The 22,603-nt window shown below is 71.4% G+C and carries 19 protein-coding genes; 4 read left to right on the top strand and 15 right to left on the bottom strand.

All coding sequences use genetic code 11. The features are described 5' to 3' along the window. Positions 1–82 precede the first annotated feature (82 nt). Together N4G66_RS02120 and N4G66_RS02115 are read right to left on the bottom strand one after the other, a co-directional pair. Positions 83–2,215: a restriction endonuclease gene (locus N4G66_RS02120; RefSeq protein WP_261702168.1), complete on the bottom strand. Its 2,133-nt coding sequence runs from the start codon at positions 2,213–2,215 to the stop codon at positions 83–85. A 218-nt stretch (positions 2,216–2,433) separates the two neighbouring features. Then, entirely contained in the window at positions 2,434–3,492 is a 1,059-nt protein-coding gene (locus tag N4G66_RS02115; RefSeq protein WP_261702167.1) for an NAD(P)-dependent alcohol dehydrogenase, read from the bottom strand. A gap of 174 nt (positions 3,493–3,666) precedes the next feature. On the opposite strand from N4G66_RS02115, the gene N4G66_RS02110 reads away from it, so the two are divergent. Continuing rightward, entirely contained in the window at positions 3,667–4,581 is a 915-nt protein-coding gene (locus N4G66_RS02110) for a helix-turn-helix domain-containing protein (protein WP_261702166.1), read from the top strand. Between the two features lie 163 nt (positions 4,582–4,744). Here the strand turns inward: N4G66_RS02110 and N4G66_RS02105 are convergent, their stop codons facing one another. The 5 genes from N4G66_RS02105 to N4G66_RS02085 form a co-directional block, all read right to left on the bottom strand. After that, complete coding sequence (locus N4G66_RS02105) at positions 4,745–5,515, bottom strand: group II truncated hemoglobin (protein ID WP_261702165.1); 771 nt, start codon at positions 5,513–5,515, stop codon at positions 4,745–4,747. Between the two features lie 112 nt (positions 5,516–5,627). Then, complete coding sequence (locus tag N4G66_RS02100; RefSeq protein ID WP_261702164.1) at positions 5,628–6,311, bottom strand: ABC transporter ATP-binding protein; 684 nt, start codon at positions 6,309–6,311, stop codon at positions 5,628–5,630. Positions 6,312–6,352: 41 nt separating this feature from the next. Next, positions 6,353–7,816 (bottom strand): ABC transporter permease, encoded by a 1,464-nt coding sequence (locus N4G66_RS02095; RefSeq protein ID WP_261702163.1) that lies wholly within the window; start codon positions 7,814–7,816, stop codon positions 6,353–6,355. Positions 7,817–7,972: 156 nt separating this feature from the next. Next, positions 7,973–9,226, bottom strand: coding sequence for a L,D-transpeptidase (locus N4G66_RS02090; RefSeq protein ID WP_261702162.1), 1,254 nt, complete (start codon positions 9,224–9,226; stop codon positions 7,973–7,975). A gap of 246 nt (positions 9,227–9,472) precedes the next feature. Further along, positions 9,473–9,817: a hypothetical protein gene (locus N4G66_RS02085; RefSeq protein ID WP_261702161.1), complete on the bottom strand. Its 345-nt coding sequence runs from the start codon at positions 9,815–9,817 to the stop codon at positions 9,473–9,475. Between the two features lie 110 nt (positions 9,818–9,927). Here N4G66_RS02085 and N4G66_RS02080 point away from each other — a divergent pair, with 110 nt between their 5' ends. Together N4G66_RS02080 and N4G66_RS02075 are read left to right on the top strand one after the other, a co-directional pair. Then, positions 9,928–10,260 carry a hypothetical protein gene (locus N4G66_RS02080; protein ID WP_261702160.1) on the top strand — a complete coding sequence of 111 codons (333 nt, stop codon included), beginning with the start codon at positions 9,928–9,930 and terminating at the stop codon, positions 10,258–10,260. A gap of 38 nt (positions 10,261–10,298) precedes the next feature. Then, positions 10,299–11,051, top strand: a complete 753-nt coding sequence (locus tag N4G66_RS02075) for a DUF2625 domain-containing protein (protein ID WP_261702159.1) — start codon at positions 10,299–10,301, stop codon at positions 11,049–11,051. Between the two features lie 345 nt (positions 11,052–11,396). On the opposite strand, the gene N4G66_RS02070 is transcribed toward N4G66_RS02075, so the two are convergent. The 6 genes from N4G66_RS02070 to N4G66_RS02045 form a co-directional block, all read right to left on the bottom strand. Next, positions 11,397–13,184: a DEAD/DEAH box helicase gene (locus N4G66_RS02070; protein ID WP_261702158.1), complete on the bottom strand. Its 1,788-nt coding sequence runs from the start codon at positions 13,182–13,184 to the stop codon at positions 11,397–11,399. 135 nt (positions 13,185–13,319) lie between these two features. Beyond that, entirely contained in the window at positions 13,320–13,523 is a 204-nt protein-coding gene (locus N4G66_RS02065) for a cold-shock protein (RefSeq protein ID WP_261702157.1), read from the bottom strand. A gap of 245 nt (positions 13,524–13,768) precedes the next feature. Continuing rightward, positions 13,769–15,307 carry a histidine ammonia-lyase gene (gene hutH / locus N4G66_RS02060; RefSeq protein WP_261702430.1) on the bottom strand — a complete coding sequence of 513 codons (1,539 nt, stop codon included), beginning with the start codon at positions 15,305–15,307 and terminating at the stop codon, positions 13,769–13,771. Between the two features lie 201 nt (positions 15,308–15,508). Further along, positions 15,509–16,663, bottom strand: coding sequence for a GGDEF domain-containing protein (locus N4G66_RS02055; protein WP_261702156.1), 1,155 nt, complete (start codon positions 16,661–16,663; stop codon positions 15,509–15,511). A 138-nt stretch (positions 16,664–16,801) separates the two neighbouring features. Continuing rightward, positions 16,802–17,653, bottom strand: coding sequence for an enoyl-CoA hydratase/isomerase family protein (locus N4G66_RS02050; RefSeq protein ID WP_261702155.1), 852 nt, complete (start codon positions 17,651–17,653; stop codon positions 16,802–16,804). Between the two features lie 23 nt (positions 17,654–17,676). After that, positions 17,677–18,591 carry a hypothetical protein gene (locus N4G66_RS02045; RefSeq protein WP_261702154.1) on the bottom strand — a complete coding sequence of 305 codons (915 nt, stop codon included), beginning with the start codon at positions 18,589–18,591 and terminating at the stop codon, positions 17,677–17,679. Positions 18,592–19,237: 646 nt separating this feature from the next. Between N4G66_RS02045 and N4G66_RS02040 the strand changes: the two genes are divergently transcribed. Continuing rightward, positions 19,238–19,777: a hypothetical protein gene (locus N4G66_RS02040; RefSeq protein ID WP_261702153.1), complete on the top strand. Its 540-nt coding sequence runs from the start codon at positions 19,238–19,240 to the stop codon at positions 19,775–19,777. 126 nt (positions 19,778–19,903) lie between these two features. Here N4G66_RS02040 and N4G66_RS02035 read toward each other — a convergent pair whose 3' ends face one another. After that, positions 19,904–20,986, bottom strand: coding sequence for an adenylate/guanylate cyclase domain-containing protein (locus N4G66_RS02035; RefSeq protein ID WP_261702429.1), 1,083 nt, complete (start codon positions 20,984–20,986; stop codon positions 19,904–19,906). Between the two features lie 572 nt (positions 20,987–21,558). Next, positions 21,559–22,437, bottom strand: a complete 879-nt coding sequence (locus tag N4G66_RS02030) for a biotin--[acetyl-CoA-carboxylase] ligase (protein ID WP_261702152.1) — start codon at positions 22,435–22,437, stop codon at positions 21,559–21,561. Between the last annotated feature and the right edge of the window lie 166 nt (positions 22,438–22,603).

Here is a 22,603-nt window from a genome sequence, read left to right as displayed (position 1 = left end):
TCCGGAGGCTGTGAAGGATGGTCCCCCTGCGACAGGCAGGGGAACCTCGGGCGGTCGACGGGCATGCGGACCGCCGGAAGTCCTACTCCACCGCGATGCCGAAGTCCCGTACGAGTTCTTCCAGCCCGCCCGTGTAGCCCTTGCCGCCGAGGACGAACTTCCAGTCCCCGTTGGCCCTTCTGCGGAAGGAGCCGAGCACCAGGGCGGTTTCGCCCGGCCGGCCGTCGGAGACGTCGAGCCGGTCCAGTTCGGCCAGGTTCGGATCGAGCAGCCGGATGCCGGCGTCCGTGAAACCGGAGAGGTCGGCGTCCGGGTTGACCTCGGGATCGATGGCGGCCACGAGGACGAACCGGTCGGCCTCCGCCGGCAGCCCGTCGAAGGAGACGCGGATCGCGGCCTTGTCGGGCGGCGCCGCGGGCAGTGCGCGCACCGAACCGTCCGGTGTCCGCGGGTTGTTGTAGAAGACGAAGTGATCGTCGCTGAGGACACGTCCACCCCGGCAGACGAGTGCGCAGACGTCCAGGGCGACGCGGCCGGTCCACGACATGCCCAGGATGTTGTGGTCGTCGGACGGCCGGGTCCGCGGATCCGAAGATGTCGACGGAGCGGGCTGTGCCTGCCGTGTCGACGGCCGTGACGACGGCTGTGACTGCGGCCGTGACGGTTGCGTCGGCGATGCCGCGGGCGGACGGCCGCCGTCGCCCAGCCTTCCCCGCAGTCCATGGCGATGCAGCAGGTCCACGAGTTCAGGTCCCGGGATGAGCTCCAGCGGCTTGCCGTTGGCGAAGGTGTACGAGCCGGGGCCGAACCCTGACGTCGTCACGAGCACACCCTTGTTGGCGCCCGCGTCCTGCACCGTCCCGTACAGATCGCGTACGGCGGTGGGCGGCACGGTGTTCCGGTAGCGCTTCACCTGCACGACGATCTTGCCGCCCCGGATCGGTGCCGGGTCCAGCGCGTCGACGTCCACGCCGCCGTCGTTCGAGCGCTGGGTCGTCACCGCCTGCATCCCCATGGCCCGGAAGAGGTCCGCCACGAGTTCCTCGAACGCGATCGGATCCATGGCGTACAGATCGGGTTCCTCGTCGCTGCCGTGGGCGACGACGCGGTTGCCGACATCCTGCGGCCGTCGGCCCGTCCGTACGGCAGTGAGCTGGTCCGGCCGGGCCGAGAGCTGCCCGCGCAGTCCGTCGGCCAGACAGCTGCCCGCGTCCACCTGCGCCAGGTGCAGTTCGAGGAACGAGGAGCGGGAGGCCATGACCGTCGTGAGGAAGATGTGGCCCGGTCGGCCCGTCGTGGGGTCGTGTCCGTCCACGAAGCCGTTCAGGACCACCGATTCGAGTGCACCCTGTTCATCGGCTCCGAAGAGCTCGTGCAGCACGAGCAGCACGCACTGGGCGAGAACCTCCCGGTACAGGCTCCGCCGCTGGGTCACCGGGCGAGGGGTTTCCTTGTCCTGATCGGCCCCGGACAGGTACCGGACGGACTTCGTCTCGGGGACGACGTGGTACGGGGGCAGCTCCCAGTCGAGCACCAGCTGCCCGGCCGCCGGGTCATAGGCGGCGGCGATCTGCCGCGGAAAGCCCTCCGGCCACGCCGACGAGGAGTAGAGAGCGGCGGAGAAGTACTCGATCACGGAGTCGGGATCCCTGCGGCGGACCCCTTCGGACACGTCGACGACACCGGCGTTGTGGCGGCGTACGTCCGCCAGCTGGGCATCGGCCCACTGCTGGTACTCCCGCTGGTACGAGGCCAGTTGCCGCTGCCGGTGCGCCTCGGCGGCCTGGGCCGCGTGCCAGTCCCGCTCGAACCGCGCCTGCGCCTCGGCCTGCGCCTGTGCCCGGCGGTTCGCGGTCCAGCCGCTCTGCGCCTGGTACTGGCCGATGTCCGGCATGACCACCGGCTGCGCCAGCGGCCCCGGGGCGAAGGGCTGGATCTGTTCGGGGCGCAGGAGTGAGGCGGCCCGGAAGGCCGGGGCACGGCAGCCCGCGGTGAGAAGGCCCTGCAGTGAGGCGACCTGCGCGTCCAGTTCTTCGGTACGGCGCTGGGCCTCCGCCTGCCGGTACTCGCGGTACTCCTGGGCGGCTCGCCGCTGGTGGGCCCGGGCCTGCTGTTCTTCCTGCCTCCGCCTTCTGGCGTCGAGCTCCAGCTGGCGCTGCTGCTGCCGTTGGACCTCGGCCCAGACGCCGACGAAACCAGTAGAGCGACGACTCATGTGCTGCGGGCCCTCCCCCGATGTCGGCAGCCCAGAGGCCCCCTTGGCTGCCCCCACAACCATGTGTAAAAGGGTGACTCTATCCAGTAATCGCCGTCCCGCACATCCATCCTGCGAGGGCTGCCCTCCCGGGGTATCAGCGCAGGTCACCTCACATCGGAAGCACGAAGGCGCCGTTCCGGTCGTACGACCGGAACGGCGCCCGGAGGCCATGAGTATCAGGCAGGCCCCATCGACTGGATCGTGGCCGTGTCGATCACGAAGCGGTAGCGGACGTCGCTCGCCAGCACCCGCTCGTACGCCTCGTTGATCCCGGACGCCTCGATCAGCTCGATCTCGGCGCCGAAGCCGTGCACGGCGCAGAAGTCCAGCATCTCCTGGGTCTCCTGGATGCCGCCGATGCCGGAGCCCGCGAGGGTCTTCCGGCCACCGATCACCGAGAAGAGGTTCAGCCGGACCGGCTCCTCGGGTGCGCCCACGTTCACGAAGGCGCCGTCCGTCCGCAGCAGGGCGAGGTAGGCGTCCAGGTCCAGCGGGGCGGAGACGGTGGAGAGGATCAGGTCGAACGTGCCGCGCAGTTCCTTGAAGGTCTCCGGGTCGCTGGTGGCGTAGTAGTGGTCGGCGCCGAGCTTCAGCCCGTCGTCCTTCTTGCGCAGCGACTGGGAGAGGACCGTGACCTCCGCGCCGAGCGCGTGGGCGATCTTGACGCCCATGTGGCCGAGACCGCCCATGCCGAGGACGGCGACCTTCTTGCCGGGGCCCGCGTTCCAGTGCTTGAGCGGGGAGTACGTGGTGATGCCGGCGCAGAGCAGCGGCGCGGCCACGTCGAGGGAGATGCCGTCGGGGATGCGCAGGGTGTAGTTCTCGTCGACGACGATCTTCTCGGAGTAGCCGCCGTAGGTGGGCTCGCCGTCCTTGCCGACGGAGTTGTACGTGCCCACGCCGCCGCCGGTGCAGTACTGCTCCAGACCGGCCTTGCAGTTGTCGCACTCGCGGCAGGAGTCGACCAGACAGCCGACGCCCACACGGTCGCCGACCTTGAACCTGGTGACGCCGGAGCCGACCTCGGAGACTATGCCGGCGATCTCGTGGCCCGGCACCATCGGGAAGATGGCCTCTCCCCAGCCCTCACGGGCCTGGTGGATGTCGGAGTGGCAGATGCCGGCGAACTTGATGTCGATCAGAACGTCGTGCTCTCCGACCTCGCGACGCTCGATGGTGGTGCGCTCCAGCGGAGCCTTGGCGGCGGGAGCGGCGTACGCAACGACAGTGGTCATGCCGGGGTTCTCCTCGGGAGGGGGGTGGACCGTGCCCGGCTGTCTTTCGTCGGGCACGGCAACCAACCTGCCCGATCCCCCAGGATTCACCCAGGTCACGGCTCTGCGTATGTCCGCTGGTCCTACCACTGGCGGGGTCAGGCTCCGCAGCGTACGACCGTGAATACTGGACGGATGGATGAACAGCCCTCTGTGGGGCCCGTCGGCGAGGCGGCCCACCCGCTCGACCGGCGCGCCGAGCTCAGCGAGTTCCTGCGCAGCCGCCGCGCCCGGCTGAAACCGGAGGACGTCGGGATGCCCGACTTCGGGCGGCACCGCCGGGTGCCCGGACTGCGCCGCGAGGAGCTGGCCCAGCTGGCCGGAGTGTCCGTCGCCTACTACACGCGCCTTGAGCAGGGCAACGGGCGCAATGTGTCGGCGGAGGTGCTGGACTCCATCGCGCGGGCACTGCGGCTGACGGATGCCGAGCACAACCACCTCACGCACCTCGCGAAGCCCAAGCAGCACAAGAAGAAGCAGGCGGCCCGGCCGCAGCAGGTGCGCGGCGCCCTGCGTCAGCTGCTCGACACGCTCGACGGCGTCCCGGCGTACATCACCGGGCGGCGCTCCGACGTGCTCGTGTGGAACCGGATGGCCGCGGCCGTCTTCGGGGACTGGTCGGAGCTGCCGCCGCAGGAGCGGAACTGGGCGCGGATGGTCTTCCTCAGGCCCAAGTACCGTGACCTGTTCGTGGAGTGGGAGCAGAAGGCGATCGACATCGTCTGCCTGCTGCGCATGGACGCGGGCTGCCATCCGGACGATCCGCGGCTGGCCGCGCTGGTCGGGGAGCTGTCCGTGAAGAGCGAGGACTTCCGGCGGCTGTGGGCGACGCACGACGTGAAGGAGAAGAGCCACGGGGTGAAGCTGCTCCGGCATCCGCTGGTGGGCGACCTCGCGTTGCAGTTCGAGTCGTTCCGGCTGGTCGGCGACACCGAGCTGGCGCTGGTGACGTATCACGCGGAGCCGGGGTCGAGCTCGGCGGAGGCGCTGCGGCTGCTGGCGTCGTGGGGAACGGACGCGACCCGCGCGGGCACGTCCTCACCCTCGTAGCCGTCCCCCGTAACCGCCCCCCGGCAGCCCTCGCCCCGCCACCGCACCCACGCTGGGCCGTCTCCCGACCCCGCACCGGCAGGACGACGGGACGGAACGCATACCACGGCCCCGGCGACGGGCACGAACCGCGAACCACCGCTCACGGCTCACGGCTCACGGCTCACGGCTGGTACGGCGGTGCGGCCCCCCAGGTCCACTTCGGTACCGGCTGCTCCGCCGGCGGTTTCGCGTCCGGGCCGGAGAAGTGGACGGCCAGCCGCGTACCCCACTCGGTGTACGCGAGGAAGGCGGAGCGGAACTCGGCGTCGGTGGGGAGTCCCGCGTCGTCGGCGGCGTCCTGGAGGAGGTTGACCCAGCGGCGGCGCTGGACCTCCGTGATGCCCTTGCCCAGGTGTTTGGCGACCATGTGGCCGTGACCGCCCTGGGTTTCGGAGTACGCCGGCGGTCCGCCGAAGACCTCGCCGAGCCAGAGGGCGACATGCGCGGCGTGTTCGGGCGCGAGGTCCGCGAACAGGGGTGCGAGGAGGTCGTCCTTGAGGACCTTGTCGTAGAACGCCTCGGTGAGTCGGGTGAAGGCCTCGGCCCCGCCCGCCCAGGCGTAGAGGGTGGGCACCGAGGCGCCCCGGCCCCGCACCGATGTCGGCTTGTAGTGGCGCATCTCCTCGATGCTGCCGATGTAGGGGCGGATCTCGGCGAGGAAGTCGGGGAAGAGCTCGGAGGTGCGGAAGCCCTCGACGTGGTCCTCCGTCGAGGTCCAGGTGATCCTCAGGACGAAGTGCTCGAAGTCCTCCTCACAGCGCGCGAGTTCGTAGTCGACGCACTGCGGGGCCGCGGCGAGCTGGACGGCGGCCCGGGTGTAGGCGGCCAGGAACTCGGCCGACTGCTGCTCGGGAATCCGGTAGCGGATGTATTCGACTGTCGAAACGGTCATGTCCCCACACAAACACGAACGGCCACCGGAAGCCCTGTTTCCGGTGGCCCGTTCGCTGCGGGCTCACTTCCCCCGCGGTGTACCGGGGACCGAGGTCGTCGGCCCGTCCCCGCTAGGCTCCCGCGTTCTCCTTGACGGTGATCTTTCCCTTGCGGATCGTCGCGACGCGCGGGGCCTTCTTCGCGATCGAGGAGTCGTGCGTGACCATGATGAAGGTGAGCCCGTGCTCCTTCCACATGGCTTCGAGTACGTCCATGATTTCGTCGCGCATGGATTCGTCGAGGTTTCCGGTGGGCTCGTCGGCGAGCAGCACCTTGGGCTGCTTGACCAGGGCGCGGGCGATCGCCACACGCTGCTGCTGACCGCCCGACAGTTCGGCGGGCAGGTGGCCGAGCCGCTCGGCGAGCCCCACGGACTCCAGTGCCGCGGCGGCCCGTTCGCGCCGCTCCTTCGCCTTCACGCGCAGCGGTACGAGCGCGGTCTCGACGTTCTCCTGGGCGGTGAGCGTGGGGATCAGGTTGAAGCTCTGGAAGACGAAGCCGATGTTCTCGCTGCGTACCTTGGTGAGTTTCGCCTCGGACAGCTTCGCCATGTCCGTGCCGTCGAGTTCGACACTGCCCTCGGTGGGACGGTCGAGCCCTCCGAGCATCTGGAGCAGGGTGGACTTGCCGCCGCCGGTGGGGCCCTGGATGACGAGCCGGTCACCGTCTCCGATGGTCAGGTCGACCCCGGCGAGCGCGTCGATCGTTTCCTTGCCCCGCTTGTAGCGCTTGGTGACGCCTCTGAGTTCGTACATGGTGCAACTCCTGGGATACGTAAGTACGTAAGGGGCGGGGCTTATTCGACGCGGCGCAGGGCATCCGCGGGACGCAGCCTGGAGGCGCGCCAGCCGCCGAAGGCACCGGCGATCAGACCGCCGGCGACGGCCAGTGCGACCGCGACGGCGATGGTGTCGACACTGACGGGCGCGGTGAGTACGACGTCGAGGGCCTTGGAGGCGGTCTGCCGCCCCGGGCCGCCGAAGCCGCCGCCGAAGCCGCCGGGGCCGCCACCCTGGCCACCGCCCGTGCTCCCCAGCTGTGCCTGGAGGTTGGGGCTGATCTCGGTGACGACATAGGCGCCCGCGAGGCCGAGGGCGATACCGAGGGCGCCGCCGACCAGGCCGTTGACGATGGCCTCGCCGACCACCTGACGGGTCACCCGGCTCGACTTCCAGCCGAGCGCCTTGAGGGTGCCGAACTCGCGCACCCGGCGGGAGACAGCGGAGGAGGTGAGCAGACCGGCGACCAGGAACGCGGCCACGAGCACCGCGATCGACAGCCACTTGCCCACGTTCGAGGCGAGGTTGGAGGCGGTGGACAGGGAGCCGGAGACGGTCTTCGCGAGGTCCGCAGAGGTGGTGACCGTCGTGCCCGAGATGTTCTTCTGGATGGTGCTCTTGACGCCGGAGATCTGCTGCGAGTCCGATGCCTTGACGTAGATCGTGGTGACCTTGTTCTTGGAGCCGCTGAGCGTCTGCGCCTGCTGGAGCGGGATGTAGAGGTTGGCCGCCGCGTCACCGCTGTCGGGTGTCGCGAGTCCGACGATCTTGTACTTGACGCTCTTGATGGTGACGGTGCCACCGAGCTTGAGCTTCTTCTCCTTGGCGTACGACGTGTCCGCGACGACGACCTTGGCGTTCGTCTCGGAGGTCTTGAACGTACGGCCACTGGTGATCTTCGACGAAGTCAGCGGGCCCAGGGCGGGCTTGGTGACGTCGGTGCCGAAGACCGAGTAGTTGTTGACGTCGAAGTCGGCGCCGCCGCCCTTGACGGTGCCCTGCGGCGAAGGCTGCGCGCCGCCCCGACCGCGCTGCCCGCTACCGCTGTTGGGGTTCTGCTGGAACTGACCGCGGGTGAACTGGCCGTTGATCCGGACGACTCGGAGGCTCAGTCCGCCGACGGCGTCCGCGACGCCCTTCTGCGAGTCGACCTTGGCGACGGTCGAGGAGGCCAGGGTCTGGAAACCCTGGACCATGACGCGGTCGCTGCTCTGCTCCTTGTCGGAACCGCTGTCGTTCGCGTCGAAGTTGAAGCGCGGGCCCTGGCTGGTACTGGTGGCCGGCGCGGCGGCCTTGGTGACCGTCATGTCGGTCCCCAGCCCGTACAGCGACTGGAGGACCTTGCCCTGGGCCTTCTCCATGCCCGAGGACACGGAACTGACCACGATGACCAGGGCTATGCCCAGGGCGAGCCCGGAGGCGACGACGAGGGCCGCCTTTCTGCGGCGGCGCAGTTCGCGCCTCAGGTAGGTGAAGAACATGGCCGCAAGCTAGGTACGGCGCGTGATGAAGGCATAAGGCCGAAATAAGAGAATGATGAGAAGGCTGTGGCCGGGCCCAGAAATCTTTGAGAAACGCCGATGCGGCGGCGGCCCGTGGGGGCCGCCGCCGCATCGGCGTCGGGTGCTGCCTCGAAATCAGACGGCCGAACCGGCCTTCCAGGCCGCCCAGTCCAGGTTCCAGCCGTTGAGGCCGTTGTCCGGGGCGATGGCCTTGTCGCCGGTGTTCTTGACGACCACGACGTCACCGATCAGCGAGTTGTTGAAGAACCACGCGGCGGGCGTGTTGGGGTCGCCCGCGCCCTTGGTGTCGGACAGACCGACACAGCCGTGGCTGGTGTTGACGGAGCCGAAGACGGACTTCGCGCCCCAGTAGTTGCCGTGGATGAAGGTGCCCGAGTTCGACAGGCGCATGGCGTGCGGCACGTCCTTGATGTCGTACTCGCCCTTGCCGTCGTTCTTCTTGAAGCCGACCGTCGAGCCGTCCATCCGGGTCTCCTTGAACTTCTCGGAGATCACCATCTGGCCCTGGTACGTCGTGTGGTCCGGGGCACCCGCGGAGATCGGGATGGTCTTGACGACCTTGCCGTCCTGGGTGACCTTCATCGTCTTGGTCTGGGCGTCGACGATGGACACCTGGTTGCGGCCGATCTTAAAGGTGACCGTCTTCTGCTGCACGCCGTAGACACCGCTCGCGCCCTGGACACCATCGAGGTTCAGCTTGAGGGTGACGGTGGAGCCGCCGGTCCAGTAGTTCTCGGGCCGGAAGTCCAGGCGGTTGGCGTTGAACCAGTGCCCGACGACCTCCTGGCCGCTGCTGGAGGAGACGGTGATCCCCTTCTGCACGGCGGCCTTGTCGGTGATCGCCTTGTTGAAGTTGATCGAGACCGGCATGCCGACGCCGACGGTGGAACCGTCCTCCGGCGTGAAGTTGCCGATGAAGCTGTTGGCCGGGGAGACCGTGGTGAACGACGCGTTCTCGTTGGCCGTGCGGCCCGCGGAGTCGGCGGCCACAGCGGCGATCTTGTACGTGGTGGCGCGGTCCAGCCGGTTGAGGGGCTTCCAGCTCTTCTTGTCCGCCGATATCTGACCGGCCACGGCGGTGCCGGTGGCGGTCTTCATCGTGACGGACGTGAGCGAGCCCTTGCTGACCGTGACCGCCGTGCCGTTGTTGATCGAGGCGTTGTCGGAGCCGTCCTTGGGCGTGATCGTGATCAGAGCCTCGGAGGTCTTCTTGGCTGCCGCCTCGTCGACCTTGGCCTGCGACGTGGGGTCGCCGCCGTCCGTTGCGCCGGCCTTGTTTCCGCCTCCGCTGCACGCAGAGAGCACCAGCACCCCGCCGAGCAGTGCGGACGCGGTCATCAGACGCTTGCGCCGCTTACTGTCCGTCATCACACGCTTCTCCATCGTTGCCTAATCCCGAAAGGATCACGGGAGAGCCCCCGTAAGTACACTCAACGCCGCAACCGGTTCGCCCCGTTCCACTTCCCGCGGAAGTGTGTCCCACGCCACGTTTCGCCGTGCGCGGACACGCGGACAGACGTACTGAAGTGGTGCGGAGGTGGCCGGTGCGTCATCGGAGACGAGGAAACCCCGGACGGCGGTTGCCGACCGGGGTCACACTTTCCCCGAACCGCGTCAGCCGCGCACGTCTTCCTCGTCGTCCTCGTCAGCATCATCCTCGTCGATGTCCCAATCCGGCGAATCGGGATCGTAGTCAACGGGCTCACTGCTCCAGGACGCCTGGGCGAGTTCGATCCCGGGCACCTCGCTGACCAGGTCGAACGGGTCGACGAGATAGGCCAGAGCCTCGGCCGTGTCTTCCGTCACTGCGCCCTCGGCGTGCGACCGTTCATCGGCCGGCATGTCCGCGTCGTCGCCGATCCGGCGCAGCGCGGCCTTGGTGACGGCGTCGGCGTCGTCGATCTCCAGCACGAGTTCGACGCGAAGCCGGACAAACTGTGATGTCTCAGGGGTACTCATGGGAGGGAGCGTACGGCCCGTGGGATGCGCGACTTTCCCCCGACCCGCGCCTTTCATTAGCATCGCCCCACACGGCCAATTCGCAAGCGCCACAAGGGGATCGATATTTCGTGTCCGCCGCACGTCGATCGTTGCTGACCGCTACCGCAGCAGGGACCCTCCTGGGTGCCCTGTGGTTCGTCCCGTCCGCCAACGCGACCCAGGACGTACCCACTCCGAGCGCGACGGCGCCGACGTCCGCACCGACCGTCACGGCCACGACGCGGATCTCCACGGAGTCGGACTCCGGGCCGCACGCGCTGTCCGGCGGTGACGGGACCCGGCTCGCCGACACCGGCGCCGTGGACACGACGCCCTATCTCGTCGGCGGCACGCTCTTCCTCTGCCTGGGCGCCGGATTCGTGACGTATTCCGTGCGCCGTGAGCGCATGATTGCCTACTGAGCGCATCGACCGCGCTCCGGACGACCCACAGGGAAGCCATGCGAAAGCTGAGCGAGCTGACCGACGTCGAGGAACCGGCCTGGCCACTGCTGTCCAAGGCGCTCGCCGCCAGCGGGGTGTCCATGGAAATACCTCCGGTGGACCCCGGACTGGGCCGCGCGAGCCTGCACCAACTGCAGATCACCGCGCGGTCCTGGCTGGGCGGGATGGTGCTCAACTGCGGTGGTGTGGTGCTGGACAGCGGCTGGCTGCGGATCTACGGCAGTCCGGCCGAGGACCTGTCGGCCGGACTGCCGGGCGGCTCGACGGACCTTCCCTCGCTGGCCGAGGTCAACGAGTTCCCCGAGCGGTTCGACCCGGACTGGCGCCCGCGGGACGGCGGACTGGTCGTCGGCCACGACGTACTGGGTGGGGTGTTCGTCCTCAACGGCGCCGACCCTGAGTCCGTGGGGCGTCCCGGGCATCCCGGTGAGGTCGTGTACTTCGCGCCGGACTCACTGAAGTGGGAGGCGCTCGAAGTGGGGCACGGGGCATGGCTCCAGTGGCTCCTCCGCGAGGGAACGGACCAGTTCTACGACACCCTGCGGTGGCCCGGCTGGCGCGCGGAGTCCGGTGCCCTGACGGGCACCCAGGGGCTGTCGGTGATGCCGTTCCTGTGGTCGGCGCAGGCACGTCGGGACCTCATGTCGACGAGCCGTCGCGCGGTGCCGCTGGCCGAACTCCTCAGCCTGCACCGGGACTTCGCCATCAAGCTGGACGGCGTGGACCCGGGTTTCCTCGGCGACGTCTGAACCCCCGCGGCACGGCGCCCGACCCCGTCCACATGAGGGAGCGTCCGCGCACCGCGACGGACGGTTCCGCCGCAGCGACCGGCAGTTCAACTGCGGTGACCTACGGTTCCGGTGACGCGACCGGGCACCGCCCGCCCGCACACACCGCTCGGGTACGAGCCCGCGGTCCGCGAACGGGGAGCGGCGAACGGTGAGCGGGTGGGCGGGTACGGGGAACCTCGCGGGAGAGCCGCGCACCGTCGCCGCGCGTGCCCGACCCGCCGCGGGCAAAGCCCGCACATGCCGCGGCCCCGCGCCCCGAAGGGGGCGCGGGGCCGCGGCGAAAGCCGAACGGATCCGATCCGGTCAGGCGGCCCTGCGGCCGCCACCGCTCTGGCCGCCGCTCTGGCCACCACGCTGCGGAGCGCGCCCGCGACCGCCGGAGCGACCGGCACCCGCGCCGCCACCGGCCTCCGTACGACGGCCCGCGCCACCGCCGGCCTCCGTACGACGGCCCGCGCCACCGCCGGATTCCGTACGACGCCCGGCGCTGCCGCCCGCTTCCGTACGACGGCCCGCGGCCGCTGCGCCAGTGTCGGCGCGGCGCCCGGTGGCCGCGCCACCCGTGGCGCCACCCGTGCCCGGACGTCCACCGCGCTGCTGGCGGCCCTGGCCGTCCGACCCGGCGCCCGTGCGCCCGGCGGTGCCGCTGCCGGCGACCGACGGCCGCCTGGCCCCGCCCCCGGTGGCGCGTCGCGCCTTGGGACGCTGCTTCGGCTGTTCGGCCTGCTGCGGAACCTCTATGACGATCGGGACACCAGAGGGCTCGCGGGCGCCGGTGAGGCGGGCGAGTTCCTCGTCGCTGGACTTGACGCGGGCGGTGCGCGGCGTGATGCCGGCGTCCGCCATCAGCCGGGTCATCTCACGCTTCTGCTCGGGGAGCACCAGGGTGACGACGCTGCCGGACTCTCCGGCGCGGGCCGTGCGGCCGCCGCGGTGGAGGTAGTCCTTGTGGTCGGTCGGCGGGTCGACGTTGACCACGAGGTCGAGGTCGTCGATGTGGATGCCGCGGGCCGCCACGTTGGTGGCGACGAGCGCGGTGACCTGACCGTTCTTGAACTGGTCGAGGGTGCGGTTGCGCTGCGGCTGGCTGCGCCCGCCGTGCAGCGCGGAGGCCCGGACACCGCTGGCGAGCAGCCGCTTGGTGAAGCGGTCGGCGCCGCGCTTGGTGTCGACGAAGAGGATCACCCGGCCGTCGCGGGCGGCGATCCGCATCGCGACCGCCTTCTTGTCGGTCTCGTCGGCGACGTGCAGCACGTGGTGCTCCATGGTCGTCACCGCGCCCGCGGACGGGTCCACGGAGTGGACCACGGGGTCGGTGAGGAACATCTTGACGAGCCGGTCGATGTTCTTGTCGAGCGTGGCCGAGAAGAGCAGCCGCTGGCCGCCCGGCTCGACCTGCTTGAGCAGCGCGGTGACCTGCGGCATGAAGCCCATGTCGGCCATCTGGTCGGCCTCGTCCAGCACGGTGATCGCGACCTGGCCGAGGGCGCAGTCGCCCCGCTCGATGAGGTCCTTCAGTCGCCCGGGAGTGGCCACGAGCACCTCGACACCGCGGCGCAGCGTGCCGGCCTGCCGGCCGATCGACATCCCGCCGACGGCCGTGGTCACGCGCAGGTTGACGGCGGTGGCGTACGGCGTGATCGCGTCGTCGACCTGCTGGGCGAGTTCGCGCGTGGGGACGAGGACGAGCGCGAGCGGGTTCCTCGGCTCGGCACGGCGGCCGGCGGTGCGGGCGAGGAGAGCGAGCCCGAAGGCGAGCGTCTTGCCGGAGCCGGTGCGTCCCCGGCCGAGCACATCGCGCCCGGCGAGGGAGTTGGGCAGCGTGGCGCCCTGGATCGGGAAGGGATCGGTGACACCCTGGGCCGCGAGGGTCTTCGTCAGGGCGGCCGGCATGTCCAGCGCGTCGAAGGACTCGACGGCGGGCAGCGCCGGTGTGACGGTCTCGGGCAGGGAGAACTCCTGCGGCGGCGCGACCTTGCGGGGGGCGCCACCGCGGCCCGCGCCGCGGCCTGCGCTCTTCGCTGAGCCGCCGGTCTGTGCGGCGCGTGCGTTTTCCGGCCGCTTACGGACGGGACGTTCGGATCGAGTCATGCTGGATCTGGATTTCCTTCCTGGGCCCCACGGACTGCACACACAGCGCTCACCGACTGCATGAGCTGTCACAGCGCTGAGCCGGGACCCGCACCCGAAGGGGCGGGACCCGGCTCTGGAAAAGCGCGCCTCGAACTAGGCGGGGAGGATGTTCTCCGCCTGCAGGCCCTTCTGGCCCTGCGTGACCTCGAAGGAGACCTTCTGGCCCTCGACGAGCTCACGGAAGCCGGAGCTGGCGATGTTCGAGTAGTGGGCGAAGACGTCGGGGCCGCCGCCGTCCTGCTCGATGAAGCCGAAGCCCTTTTCCGAGTTGAACCACTTCACGGTGCCAGTAGCCATGTTGTTCTCCTGAACAGGTAGTGGGCCCCCATCCGGAGATGCACCGGGTAATGCCGGAGATGCCGGTAAAACAAAACGCGCCTGCGGAGGATTCCGATCAGGCGCACAAAGTAAATGGGTACCAAAAACGTATCAATGAGACAGTAGCACACGCTGAGGCGAGGGTGCGAGGCGAGGTACGTGGGCCGGGACACACCCGGCCCACGTACGACGGAACGCCATCGACGCAGGTCCTGGGACCGGTCCTAGGCCAGCGGACCGGTGACCGGCTCCACCGCGGCCACCACGCCACCGGCGCGTACGAACGCGTCCGCCGCCGCCAGGTCGGGGGCGAGGAAGCGGTCCGGGCCGGGACCCTGGACGCCGGCCGCACGGACAGCGTCGATGACCGCCCGCGACGCCGGGGCCGGGGTCAGGCCCTCGCGCAGTTCGATCGCGCGCGTGGCGGCGTACAGCTCGATCGCCACGATGCGGGTCAGGTTGTCCACCGAGGTGCGCAGCTTGCGCGCGGCCGACCAGCCCATGGAGACGTGGTCCTCCTGCATGGCGGAGGAGGGGATGGAGTCCGCGGACGCCGGTACAGCGAGCCGCTTCATCTCACTGACCAGCGCGGCCTGCGTGTACTGGGCGATCATCAGGCCCGAGTCGACGCCGGCGTCGTCCGCGAGGAACGGCGGCAGGCCGTGCGAACGGTTCTTGTCGAGCAGCCGGTCGGTGCGACGCTCGGCGATGGAGCCGAGGTCGGCCGCCGCGATGGCGAGGAAGTCCAGGACATAGGCGACCGGGGCGCCGTGGAAGTTGCCGTTCGACTCGACACGGCCGTCGGGCAGCACGACCGGGTTGTCGACGGCGGAGGCCAGCTCGCGCTCGGCGACGGTACGGGCGTGCGCGAGGGTGTCGCGACCGGCTCCGGCGACCTGCGGGGCGCAGCGCACGGAGTAGGCGTCCTGGACACGCGGGGCGCCGTCCTGGTGGTGGCCGGTGAGTTCCGAACCCTTCAGCACGGCCAGCATGTTGGCGGCGCTGGCACCCTGGCCGGGGTGCGGGCGGATGGCGTGCAGCTCGGGGGCGAGGACCTTGTCCGTGCCGAGCAGCGCCTCGAGGGAGAGCGCGGCGCTGACGTCGGCCGACTTGTACAGCATCTCCAGGTCGGCGAGGGCCATGACCAGCATGCCGAGCATGCCGTCGGTGCCGTTGAGGAGGGCGAGGCCCTCCTTCTCGCGCAGCTCGACGGGGGCGATCCCGGCCTCGGCGAGCAGCTCGCCCGCGGGCCGCACGACTCCGTCGAGGCCCTCTGCGTCCCCCTCGCCCATCAGGGTCAGGGCGCAGTGGGACAGCGGTGCCAGGTCGCCGGAGCAGCCGAGCGAGCCGTACTCGTGGACGACCGGGGCGATGCCGGCGTTCAGGATGTCCGCCATGGTCTGCGCGACCTCGGGCCGCACACCGGTGTGCCCGGAGCAGACGGTCTTGAGCCGCAGGAACATCAGCGCGCGGACGACCTCGCGCTCGACGCGCGGGCCCATGCCGGCGGCGTGCGAGCGGACGATGTTGCGCTGCAGCTGGGCGCGCAGCTCCGGGCTGATGTGCCGGCTCGCCAGGGCGCCGAAGCCGGTGGAGACGCCGTAGACGGGCTCCGGCTTCGCGGCCAGCGCGTCCACGATCTCGCGGGCCGCGGCGAGGGCCGCCACCGCCTCACCGGAGAGCTCGATCCGGGCGCCGTCGCGCGCCACGGCGAGAACGTCGGACGCGGTCACTCCGGACGTCCCCACCACCACAGTGTGCATATCCATATTCAGGAGCGTACGCAGTGAATTCGATGATGTCACTAGCGGGCGGCCGGTTGACCCCTTACCCCGGGGTACGTCACAGCGGACGCCCGCGCCCCTCACGGACGGGGTCCCGGCCACCGGCGAGCCCGCTCATGGCGTCACGACGTACAAGGCTCGTCGCTGACGCCATCACGCATGCGGCCGGTCGCATCGCCATCACGCATGCGGCCGGTCGTGCCGCCCGCGGAACCTGCGGCGTTCGCCCGCCGTGGGCGACGGCGCGTCCGCGAGGCGTACGACGGGATCGTCGGGACCCTCGCGCCCGGCGACCACGGGCTTCGCGGCCCGGACTGCCTTCGCGCGGTACTGGGCCGCGTCCGCCAGCCGGAACAGCCGGCGCGCCGACCGTACGGGGCCGATCGGGTCCTCGGTCGAGGCGACCCCGCACGCCACCCCCTCCCCCAGCTCCAACTCGGCTGCCCGGCGGCAGAGTTCGTCGGCGATACGGACCACGTCGTCCGCCGGCTGGCCCACCGCCAGCAGACAGAACTCGTCGCCGCCCAGTCGCGCGGCGAGGGTGCCCGGGAGCATCGCTCCGCACAGCGAGAGCACCGACCCGAACCGTTCGAGGAGCCGGTCGCCGACGGCGTGCCCCCGGGTGTCGTTGACGCGCTTGAGCCCGTTGAGGTCACAGACGACGAGGCTGACGACTGCCCCGTCCTCCTTGTGCCGCTCGATGGCCTCGTCGAGACGTACGTCCACGGCGCGGCGGTTGGCGAGTCCGGTCAGGGCGTCGGTGTAGGCGAGGCGCCGGGCCTCTTCCAGACGCTCGGTCTGGGCGATCCCCGCGGCGACGACGGAGGCGAGGACGGTCGCGAAGTCGGCGTCCGCCCGGCCGAAGACGGGGGCGCCGGCCGGACGGGCCACGTAGAGCTCGCCCCAGGCCCGTCCGTGCAGCAGGATCGGCGCGACGACACAGCAGCCGCGCCCGCGTCTGCGCAGCGCGGCGACACGCTGATGGCAGTACCCGGCGGGGCCGGCCGCCGGGCCGTCGGCGGTCTCCACCCAGGCGTTGGGCCCGCCGCCACCCGCCCACCGCTCGTGCAGGAACTCGGTGATCTCCGGGAACTGGTGCACCGGGTAGGCCTCCCCGTCAGGGAACTCGTCCTCGTCCGGGGCGAGGTCGCCGACGTTGGCGAGCACTCGCAGCCGGCCGAGTTCACGCTCCCACACGGAGAGCGCGGCAAAGCTCCCGGCCAGCGCGTGACTTGCGCCGAGCGCCGCGGCCCGCCACGACTCCCGCGGGGTGTGCGCCGCCGCCATCCCCTGCGCCAGCGTCACCACGGCCCTGAGCCGATTGTCCTCACCCATCACCCCAGGCTAGGGATATTTGCCCATATTTGAGACGTTACTAGGGCGAACAGGGGTCCGGACCGAGAGGACCGAACGAGGGAGCGGACCGTGGACCGTGCTGGGGACCGAACCGGGGAGCGGCGGATCAGGGAGGGGCTACTGCCCCGGCCACTGCGGCTTGCGCTTCTCGTTGAACGCGGCGACCCCTTCCGCCCGGTCCCCGGAGAAGGCGACGGACCGCCAGGCCGCGTCCTCGACCTCCAGACCGGCGCGCAGGTCGAGTCCGTGACCGAGACGCAGGGCACGCTTGGCCGCGCGCAGTCCGACCGGAGAGTTCGCGGCGATACGGGCCGCCAGGGCAAGGGCTTCCACCCTGTCCTGCCCCGCCTCCACCAGCTCGTCCACCAGCCCCGACTCCCGCGCCTCGGCCGCCTCCAGACGCCGCGCCGAGAAGATGAGCTCGGCCGCGCGCGCGGCACCGACGCGGCGCGGCAGCAGCTGCGTACCGCCGCCTCCGGGGATCACGCCGACGGACACCTCGGGCAGTCCGACGACCGCCGTACGGTCGGCCACGATCAGGTCGCAGGACAGCGCCAGCTCGAACCCGCCGCCCAGCGCGAAGCCGTGCACGGCGGCGACGGTCGGCATCGGGAGCTCCAGGACACCGGTGTACGCGGCTCGCGCGACCGGCCGCTGACGCACCAGCTCGGCATCGGTGAAGGAGTTGCGCTCCTTCAGGTCGGCGCCGACGCAGAAGGCACGCTCATGGGTGGAGGTGAGCACGACCACGCGTACGTCCCGGTCGGCGGCGAGGGCGTCGCAGGCACCGGCGATCGAACGCGCCATGTCCGTGGACACGGCGTTCATGGCCTTGGGCCGATCGAGGACGAGCTCGGCGACATGGCCGTGCCGCCGTACGGCGACGAACTCGCCGAACCTCCGCTCGCCGGGCTCCGTCCCGTGCCCGGCTCCCTGCTCCGCGCCTCGCTCCGCCCCTTGCTCCGCCATGACACCCTCCCGGTTAACGCGGGTTAACAATCGACGCTCCGATCATCGCAGCCGAGGCCGTCCGGCGAAACCCGCCCCCTCGCGCCGCGCCTTCTCGTACTTCCTCGTTCGAGTGACATCCCGCCCAACTCCGTTTGCCTGCCCCTATACCGCGCATAACCTGCGCACCGCCACAGCGCATTCGGGACACCGGCACACCGGGGAGGGACGACCATGACGAACCGCGAAACACCGCAGGCCACCAGCACCCGGCCGGGCCCGCGGTCCACACTCACGCGACCGCCGGCCCCGAGGCCGTCCGAGGCCACCGTGCCCGACGCCTCGCCGGGCTGCCCGCCACCGACCGGCACGGCGGCACCGTCGAGTTCGGCGGCGACTCTCTCCATGACAGTGGGCCCCCAGCGGTCCGGCTCCACGACGGCCGGATCCTCAGCGGCCGACGCCACGGCGACCGAAGCCTCACCGGCGGACACCCGCTGGATCCGCGTCACGCCGCTCAGCAGGGCGATGTCCGCCCCCGAGCCGCCCAGTACCACCGCATTCGGCGCCCTGAACTCGCCCACCGTGCGAACGACCACGGTGCGGACGGGCACCGCCCAGGCCGCCGCCACGGAGAACGACGTGCCGGCAGCGGGGGCCACGACGGCCGAGGCCGCGAAGACGGGCCGCGCCGACGCGGCGGTCACGGCAACCCGCGCCATGACGGCGAGCAGCGCGGAGGTCACGGCAACCCGCCCCGCACCGGCGGCCGGCACCGGGAAGGCCCGGGCGACGGACGTCGGCGTCGCTGAGCCCAGTGACCTGGGCACACGGGCTGCGAAGACAGGAGCCACGAAGCCCGGTTCCGGAGCGACCGACTCCAGAGCGACCGATTCCGGAGCGACCGGCTCCGGGGAGGCCGGGGCCATGCCGGTCAGGGCCTCAAAAGTCTGGGCCACCGTACCCAGGGGGCTGACGGCGGGCGCCACGGCAGGCGCTCAGGTGCCGGAGGCCGGAGCCGCGACAGGCGCACGAGCTCCAGAGCAAGGGGCCGAGACGGCAGCGGGCACGGAGGCACGAGAGTCCGCTGCGACGACGATGCACGCACGCGGGACCGGGGCGAGGACAGGAGCCCAGAGGCCGGAGGCCGGGGGTACGGCAGGCACTCAGAGGCCCGAGGCCGGAGCGGCGGCAGGCGCCCCGAGGTCTGAGGCCGGAGCCGCGGCGGGCGTCCACGGTGGGGCGGGAGCCGGGGCCGCGACAGGCGCCCAGAAGGCGAAGGCCGGAGCCGCGACAAACACTCAGAGGCCGGAAGCCGGAGTCGCGACAGGCGCCCCGAGGGTGACGGTCGGAGTCGCGACAGGCGCCCCGAGGTCTGAGGCCGGAGCCGCGGCGGGCGCTCGCGGTGGGGCGGGAGCCGGGGCCGCCACAGGCGCCCAGAGGGCGGAAGTCGGGGGCGACGGCGCTGGTCGGGGGCGAGGGATCGTTCCGGCGCCGCGGTCGGCCGGCGTCCGTGGGCCCGCGCTCGCACCCGGCGACACCGACCCCGCACCCGTCCGGCTCCGTGCCGGCCGGGGCCGGCACCGGCGACCCCGGCCGCGCCGGGTGCTCTTCGCCGTAGGGGGACTCGCGCTCGCCGCGGGAGTGCTGAGCCTCGCGCGGATGACACCGGAGTCGGTGACCGGGGCCGGAGGGAACGCGGAGGCGGAGCCGGTCGCGACGGCCACGGACACCGACGCGGCGGGCGACGCCGCCCCCACCGTCGAGGCCATGCCCTCGCCCTCGCACCCCGGGGCCGCACCGGCGAGCGCCGCGATGGGCGGGACGAGCCCGGCGCCCACCTCGGAAGCGAGCCGGCTCCCGGCGTCGATCCCGACGACCCCCGTCGTGATCCCGGCGGCCCGCGGCGGGGCCCCTGTCACCACCGCACCGGGCAGCACGGGCATCCCGACAGCCCCCATGACCACACCACCGCCACCGCGATCGACGCCGACGGCCTCCCCCACCACCGCGGCCCCGCGGCACACGACGCCGCCGTCCCCGACCACCCCCGCACCGGCGCCGCCGCACCAGCCGCCGAACGTCTGCGTACCGATCGTAGGAATCTGCGTGAACGGGTTGCTGTCACCGGGCCACGGCGAATGACCCGGCCAGGCGGGCACCGGGTCGGGGCGCGTACCGACCCCGACCCCACCGACCGGGCCCGGAACCGGCGCGGGCAGGCATAACCCGGGGCGGCTCGGCTCGGCGCCGCTCGGCTGACGGGAAGTGCTACGTCTCGTCGGCCCGGCGCGCCAGCAGCCACGGTTCGATGACGCCGAGTCCACGCACGGGCCGCTGCCACATCGGCTGGAGCGCGAAGCGGTACGAGGGGGGTTCCTCGCCCTCCTTCTCCGCCGTGGCCGCGGCCTCGGCGGCCTCCGCCTCGGAGGCGGGAGCGTCACCCGTGCGAGTCAGCTCCTCCGCGAAGGCACCGTCGACGAGGACGGCGTCGCGCGGCGCTATCGACGTGAGGCGGCTCGCCAGGTTCACGGTCGTACCGAACACGTCGCCCATCCGGGTGGTCACCGTGCCGAAGGCGATGCCGACGCGCAGCTCCGGCATCGTCTCGTCGTTCGCCATCGTCTCGATCAGACGGAGCGAGATCTCGGCGGCGACACCGGCGTCGTCCGCGGAGTAGAGCACCTCGTCACCCAGCGTCTTGATGAGCCGGCCCCCGTGGGCCGCCACCAGGTCCGCCGCGGTGGTCTCGAAGGCCTCGACGAGTTCGCCGAGCTCCTCCTCCTCCATGCGGCGGGTCAGCCGGGTGAAGCCGACCAGGTCGGCGAAGCCGACGGCGAGACGGCGGTCGACCATCTCCTCGTCGTCCGCCGCCTGCACGACCCGGCCTGTGGCGGCGGCGAGCTGTCGGCGCCAGACGTAGACGAGGAACTCCTCCAGCTCGGGCAGGAGCAGTTCGATCAGGGGGTACGTGACCTCGGTGCGCGTCATCCCCGGTTCCGGGGGCTCGGTCAGACCCTCCAGAAAGGAATCGATCTGCCATTCGGCCAGACGGGCGGTGGTCTGCCCGGTGGACCGGGCGACCTGGACGGCCATGGCCTCGCTCAGCAGGCCCGCCTCGACGAGACCGGCGAGGCGGCGCAGCGCCAGTACGTCGGCCTCGGTCAGCGCCTTGGCCTGGCCGATGTCGGCGAAGCCCATCGCCCTCCAGAAGCGGGAGGCCAGCTCCATGGAGACGCCCGCGCTGCGGGCCGCCTGGAACGGGGTGTAGCGCCGCTCGGCGCCGAGGATGAGCCCCTCCAGGCGCAGCGCGAGCGGGTCCTCCCCGGAGTCCGGCTCGGCCTGGGGGTCCACCCGGCCGTTCGCCTCGTGCCGCGCGTCGGGCCGGACGTCCGGCCGTGCGTCGGCCCGGTCGCCCCTGCGGTCGTCCCTGCGGATGTCGCTCCCCACGTCGAACTGGTCGTCCCTGCGGATGCCGGTTCCCGCGTCCGAGCGGTCTTCCGGGCGGTGGTCCAAGCGGTCCTCCGGGCGGGTGCCGGTCCCGGCGTCGGGACGGGCGTCCTGCCGGGCGTCGCCGTCCGCGGCGGCCCGTGCGGGTGTCGCGTCCGTGACCGGCCCGGCGGTACGGCCCGGCTCGCCGTCGGGGGCGGGGTGGGCACCCGTGCCGGAGCCGGTGTCGTCGACGGTCACTCCTGCTGCCCTTCCGATCTGCCGTGGTCAGGTATCGACCGCGCTCAACTCTACGGCAGGTGTGCGCTGGCTCACTCCCGATGGCGGGACCGAGGTCGGAGACGGTGCCGAGGGCTCGCACCGCCCACCGCCCGATGCCGTCGCACGGCCCCGAGCCGTCCCTTTCCACGCTCCCGACCCAACCCGTCACACCGCTCGCGGGGCCATCTCCTCACACCGCTCGCAGACCCATCCCCTCACACCGCTCGCAGATGCACCACGTCCCCGGCCCCCACCGGTTCCTGCACGCCGTCCTCCGTCGCGATGACGAGCCGCCCGTCCCCGTCGACGGCCACCGCCTCCCCTACGATCGACCGGCCTCCGGGCAGCTCGGCCCGCACCGTGCGCCCGAGCGTCGCGCACCCGGCCGCGTACGCGGCCTGGAGGCCGGAGGCGGCGGGATCGCCCGCCGCGTCGCGCCAGCGCCCGTACCACTGCTCGATGGAACGCAGCACGGCCCGCAGCACGGTGTCACGGTCCGTGGTCGTCGCGCCCGCCAGCGCCAGTGATCCGGCGCCCGGCACGGGCAGCTCGTCGGCGCGCAGCGACACGTTGATGCCGATGCCGACCACGACGGCGTCGGTGCCCGCGCGCTCGGCGAGGATGCCGCCGGCCTTGCGCTCCTCGCCGTCCACGGTGACCAGCAGGTCGTTGGGCCACTTGAGTGCCGTGTCGACCCCGGCGGTGCGCGAGAGCGCCGTCGCGACGGCGACCCCGGTGAGCAGCGGCAGCCAGCCCCAGCGTGTGACGGGAACCCCGGCGGGCTTCAGGACGACGGAGAAGAAGAGGCCCGAGCGGGCCGGTGCCGTCCACTGGCGGTCCAAGCGGCCGCGCCCGGCGTTCTGTTCCTCGGCGACGAGGACGGCGCCCTCGTCCGCCCCTTGTTCGCTGGTGACCATGCCGACCAGGTCGGTGTTGGTCGACCCGGTGCGCTCCACCACCTCCACGTCGCACCAGAGGCCGCCGTGGCCGCCGTCGCGGACCAGTGCCCTGCGCAGGGCGGCCCCGTTGAGCGGCGGACGGTCCAGGTCGGACCACCGATTGTCGTTCGCGTCTGCTGCATCTCGCGGCGTCATGCAACCCACCCTAGGTGTGGTAAACGCCGCACTGCCGATCGGTAGGCACGCCACTACTCTACGGATGAGTAGCAAGCCCCCCTTCTGAGCACCTGATTTCCCACGTCCCCTTAGAGCAGGCAGGGAGCCGCACCCCGATGTCCGAGCCGGAAGAGCTGCAACACCC

The sequence above is a fragment of the Streptomyces rhizosphaerihabitans genome (assembly GCF_025399795.1).
Lineage (GTDB): Bacteria > Actinomycetota > Actinomycetes > Streptomycetales > Streptomycetaceae > Streptomyces > Streptomyces rhizosphaerihabitans.
The sequence above is the reverse complement of the archived record's forward strand: the minus strand, read 5'-3'. Positions and strand labels throughout refer to the sequence as shown.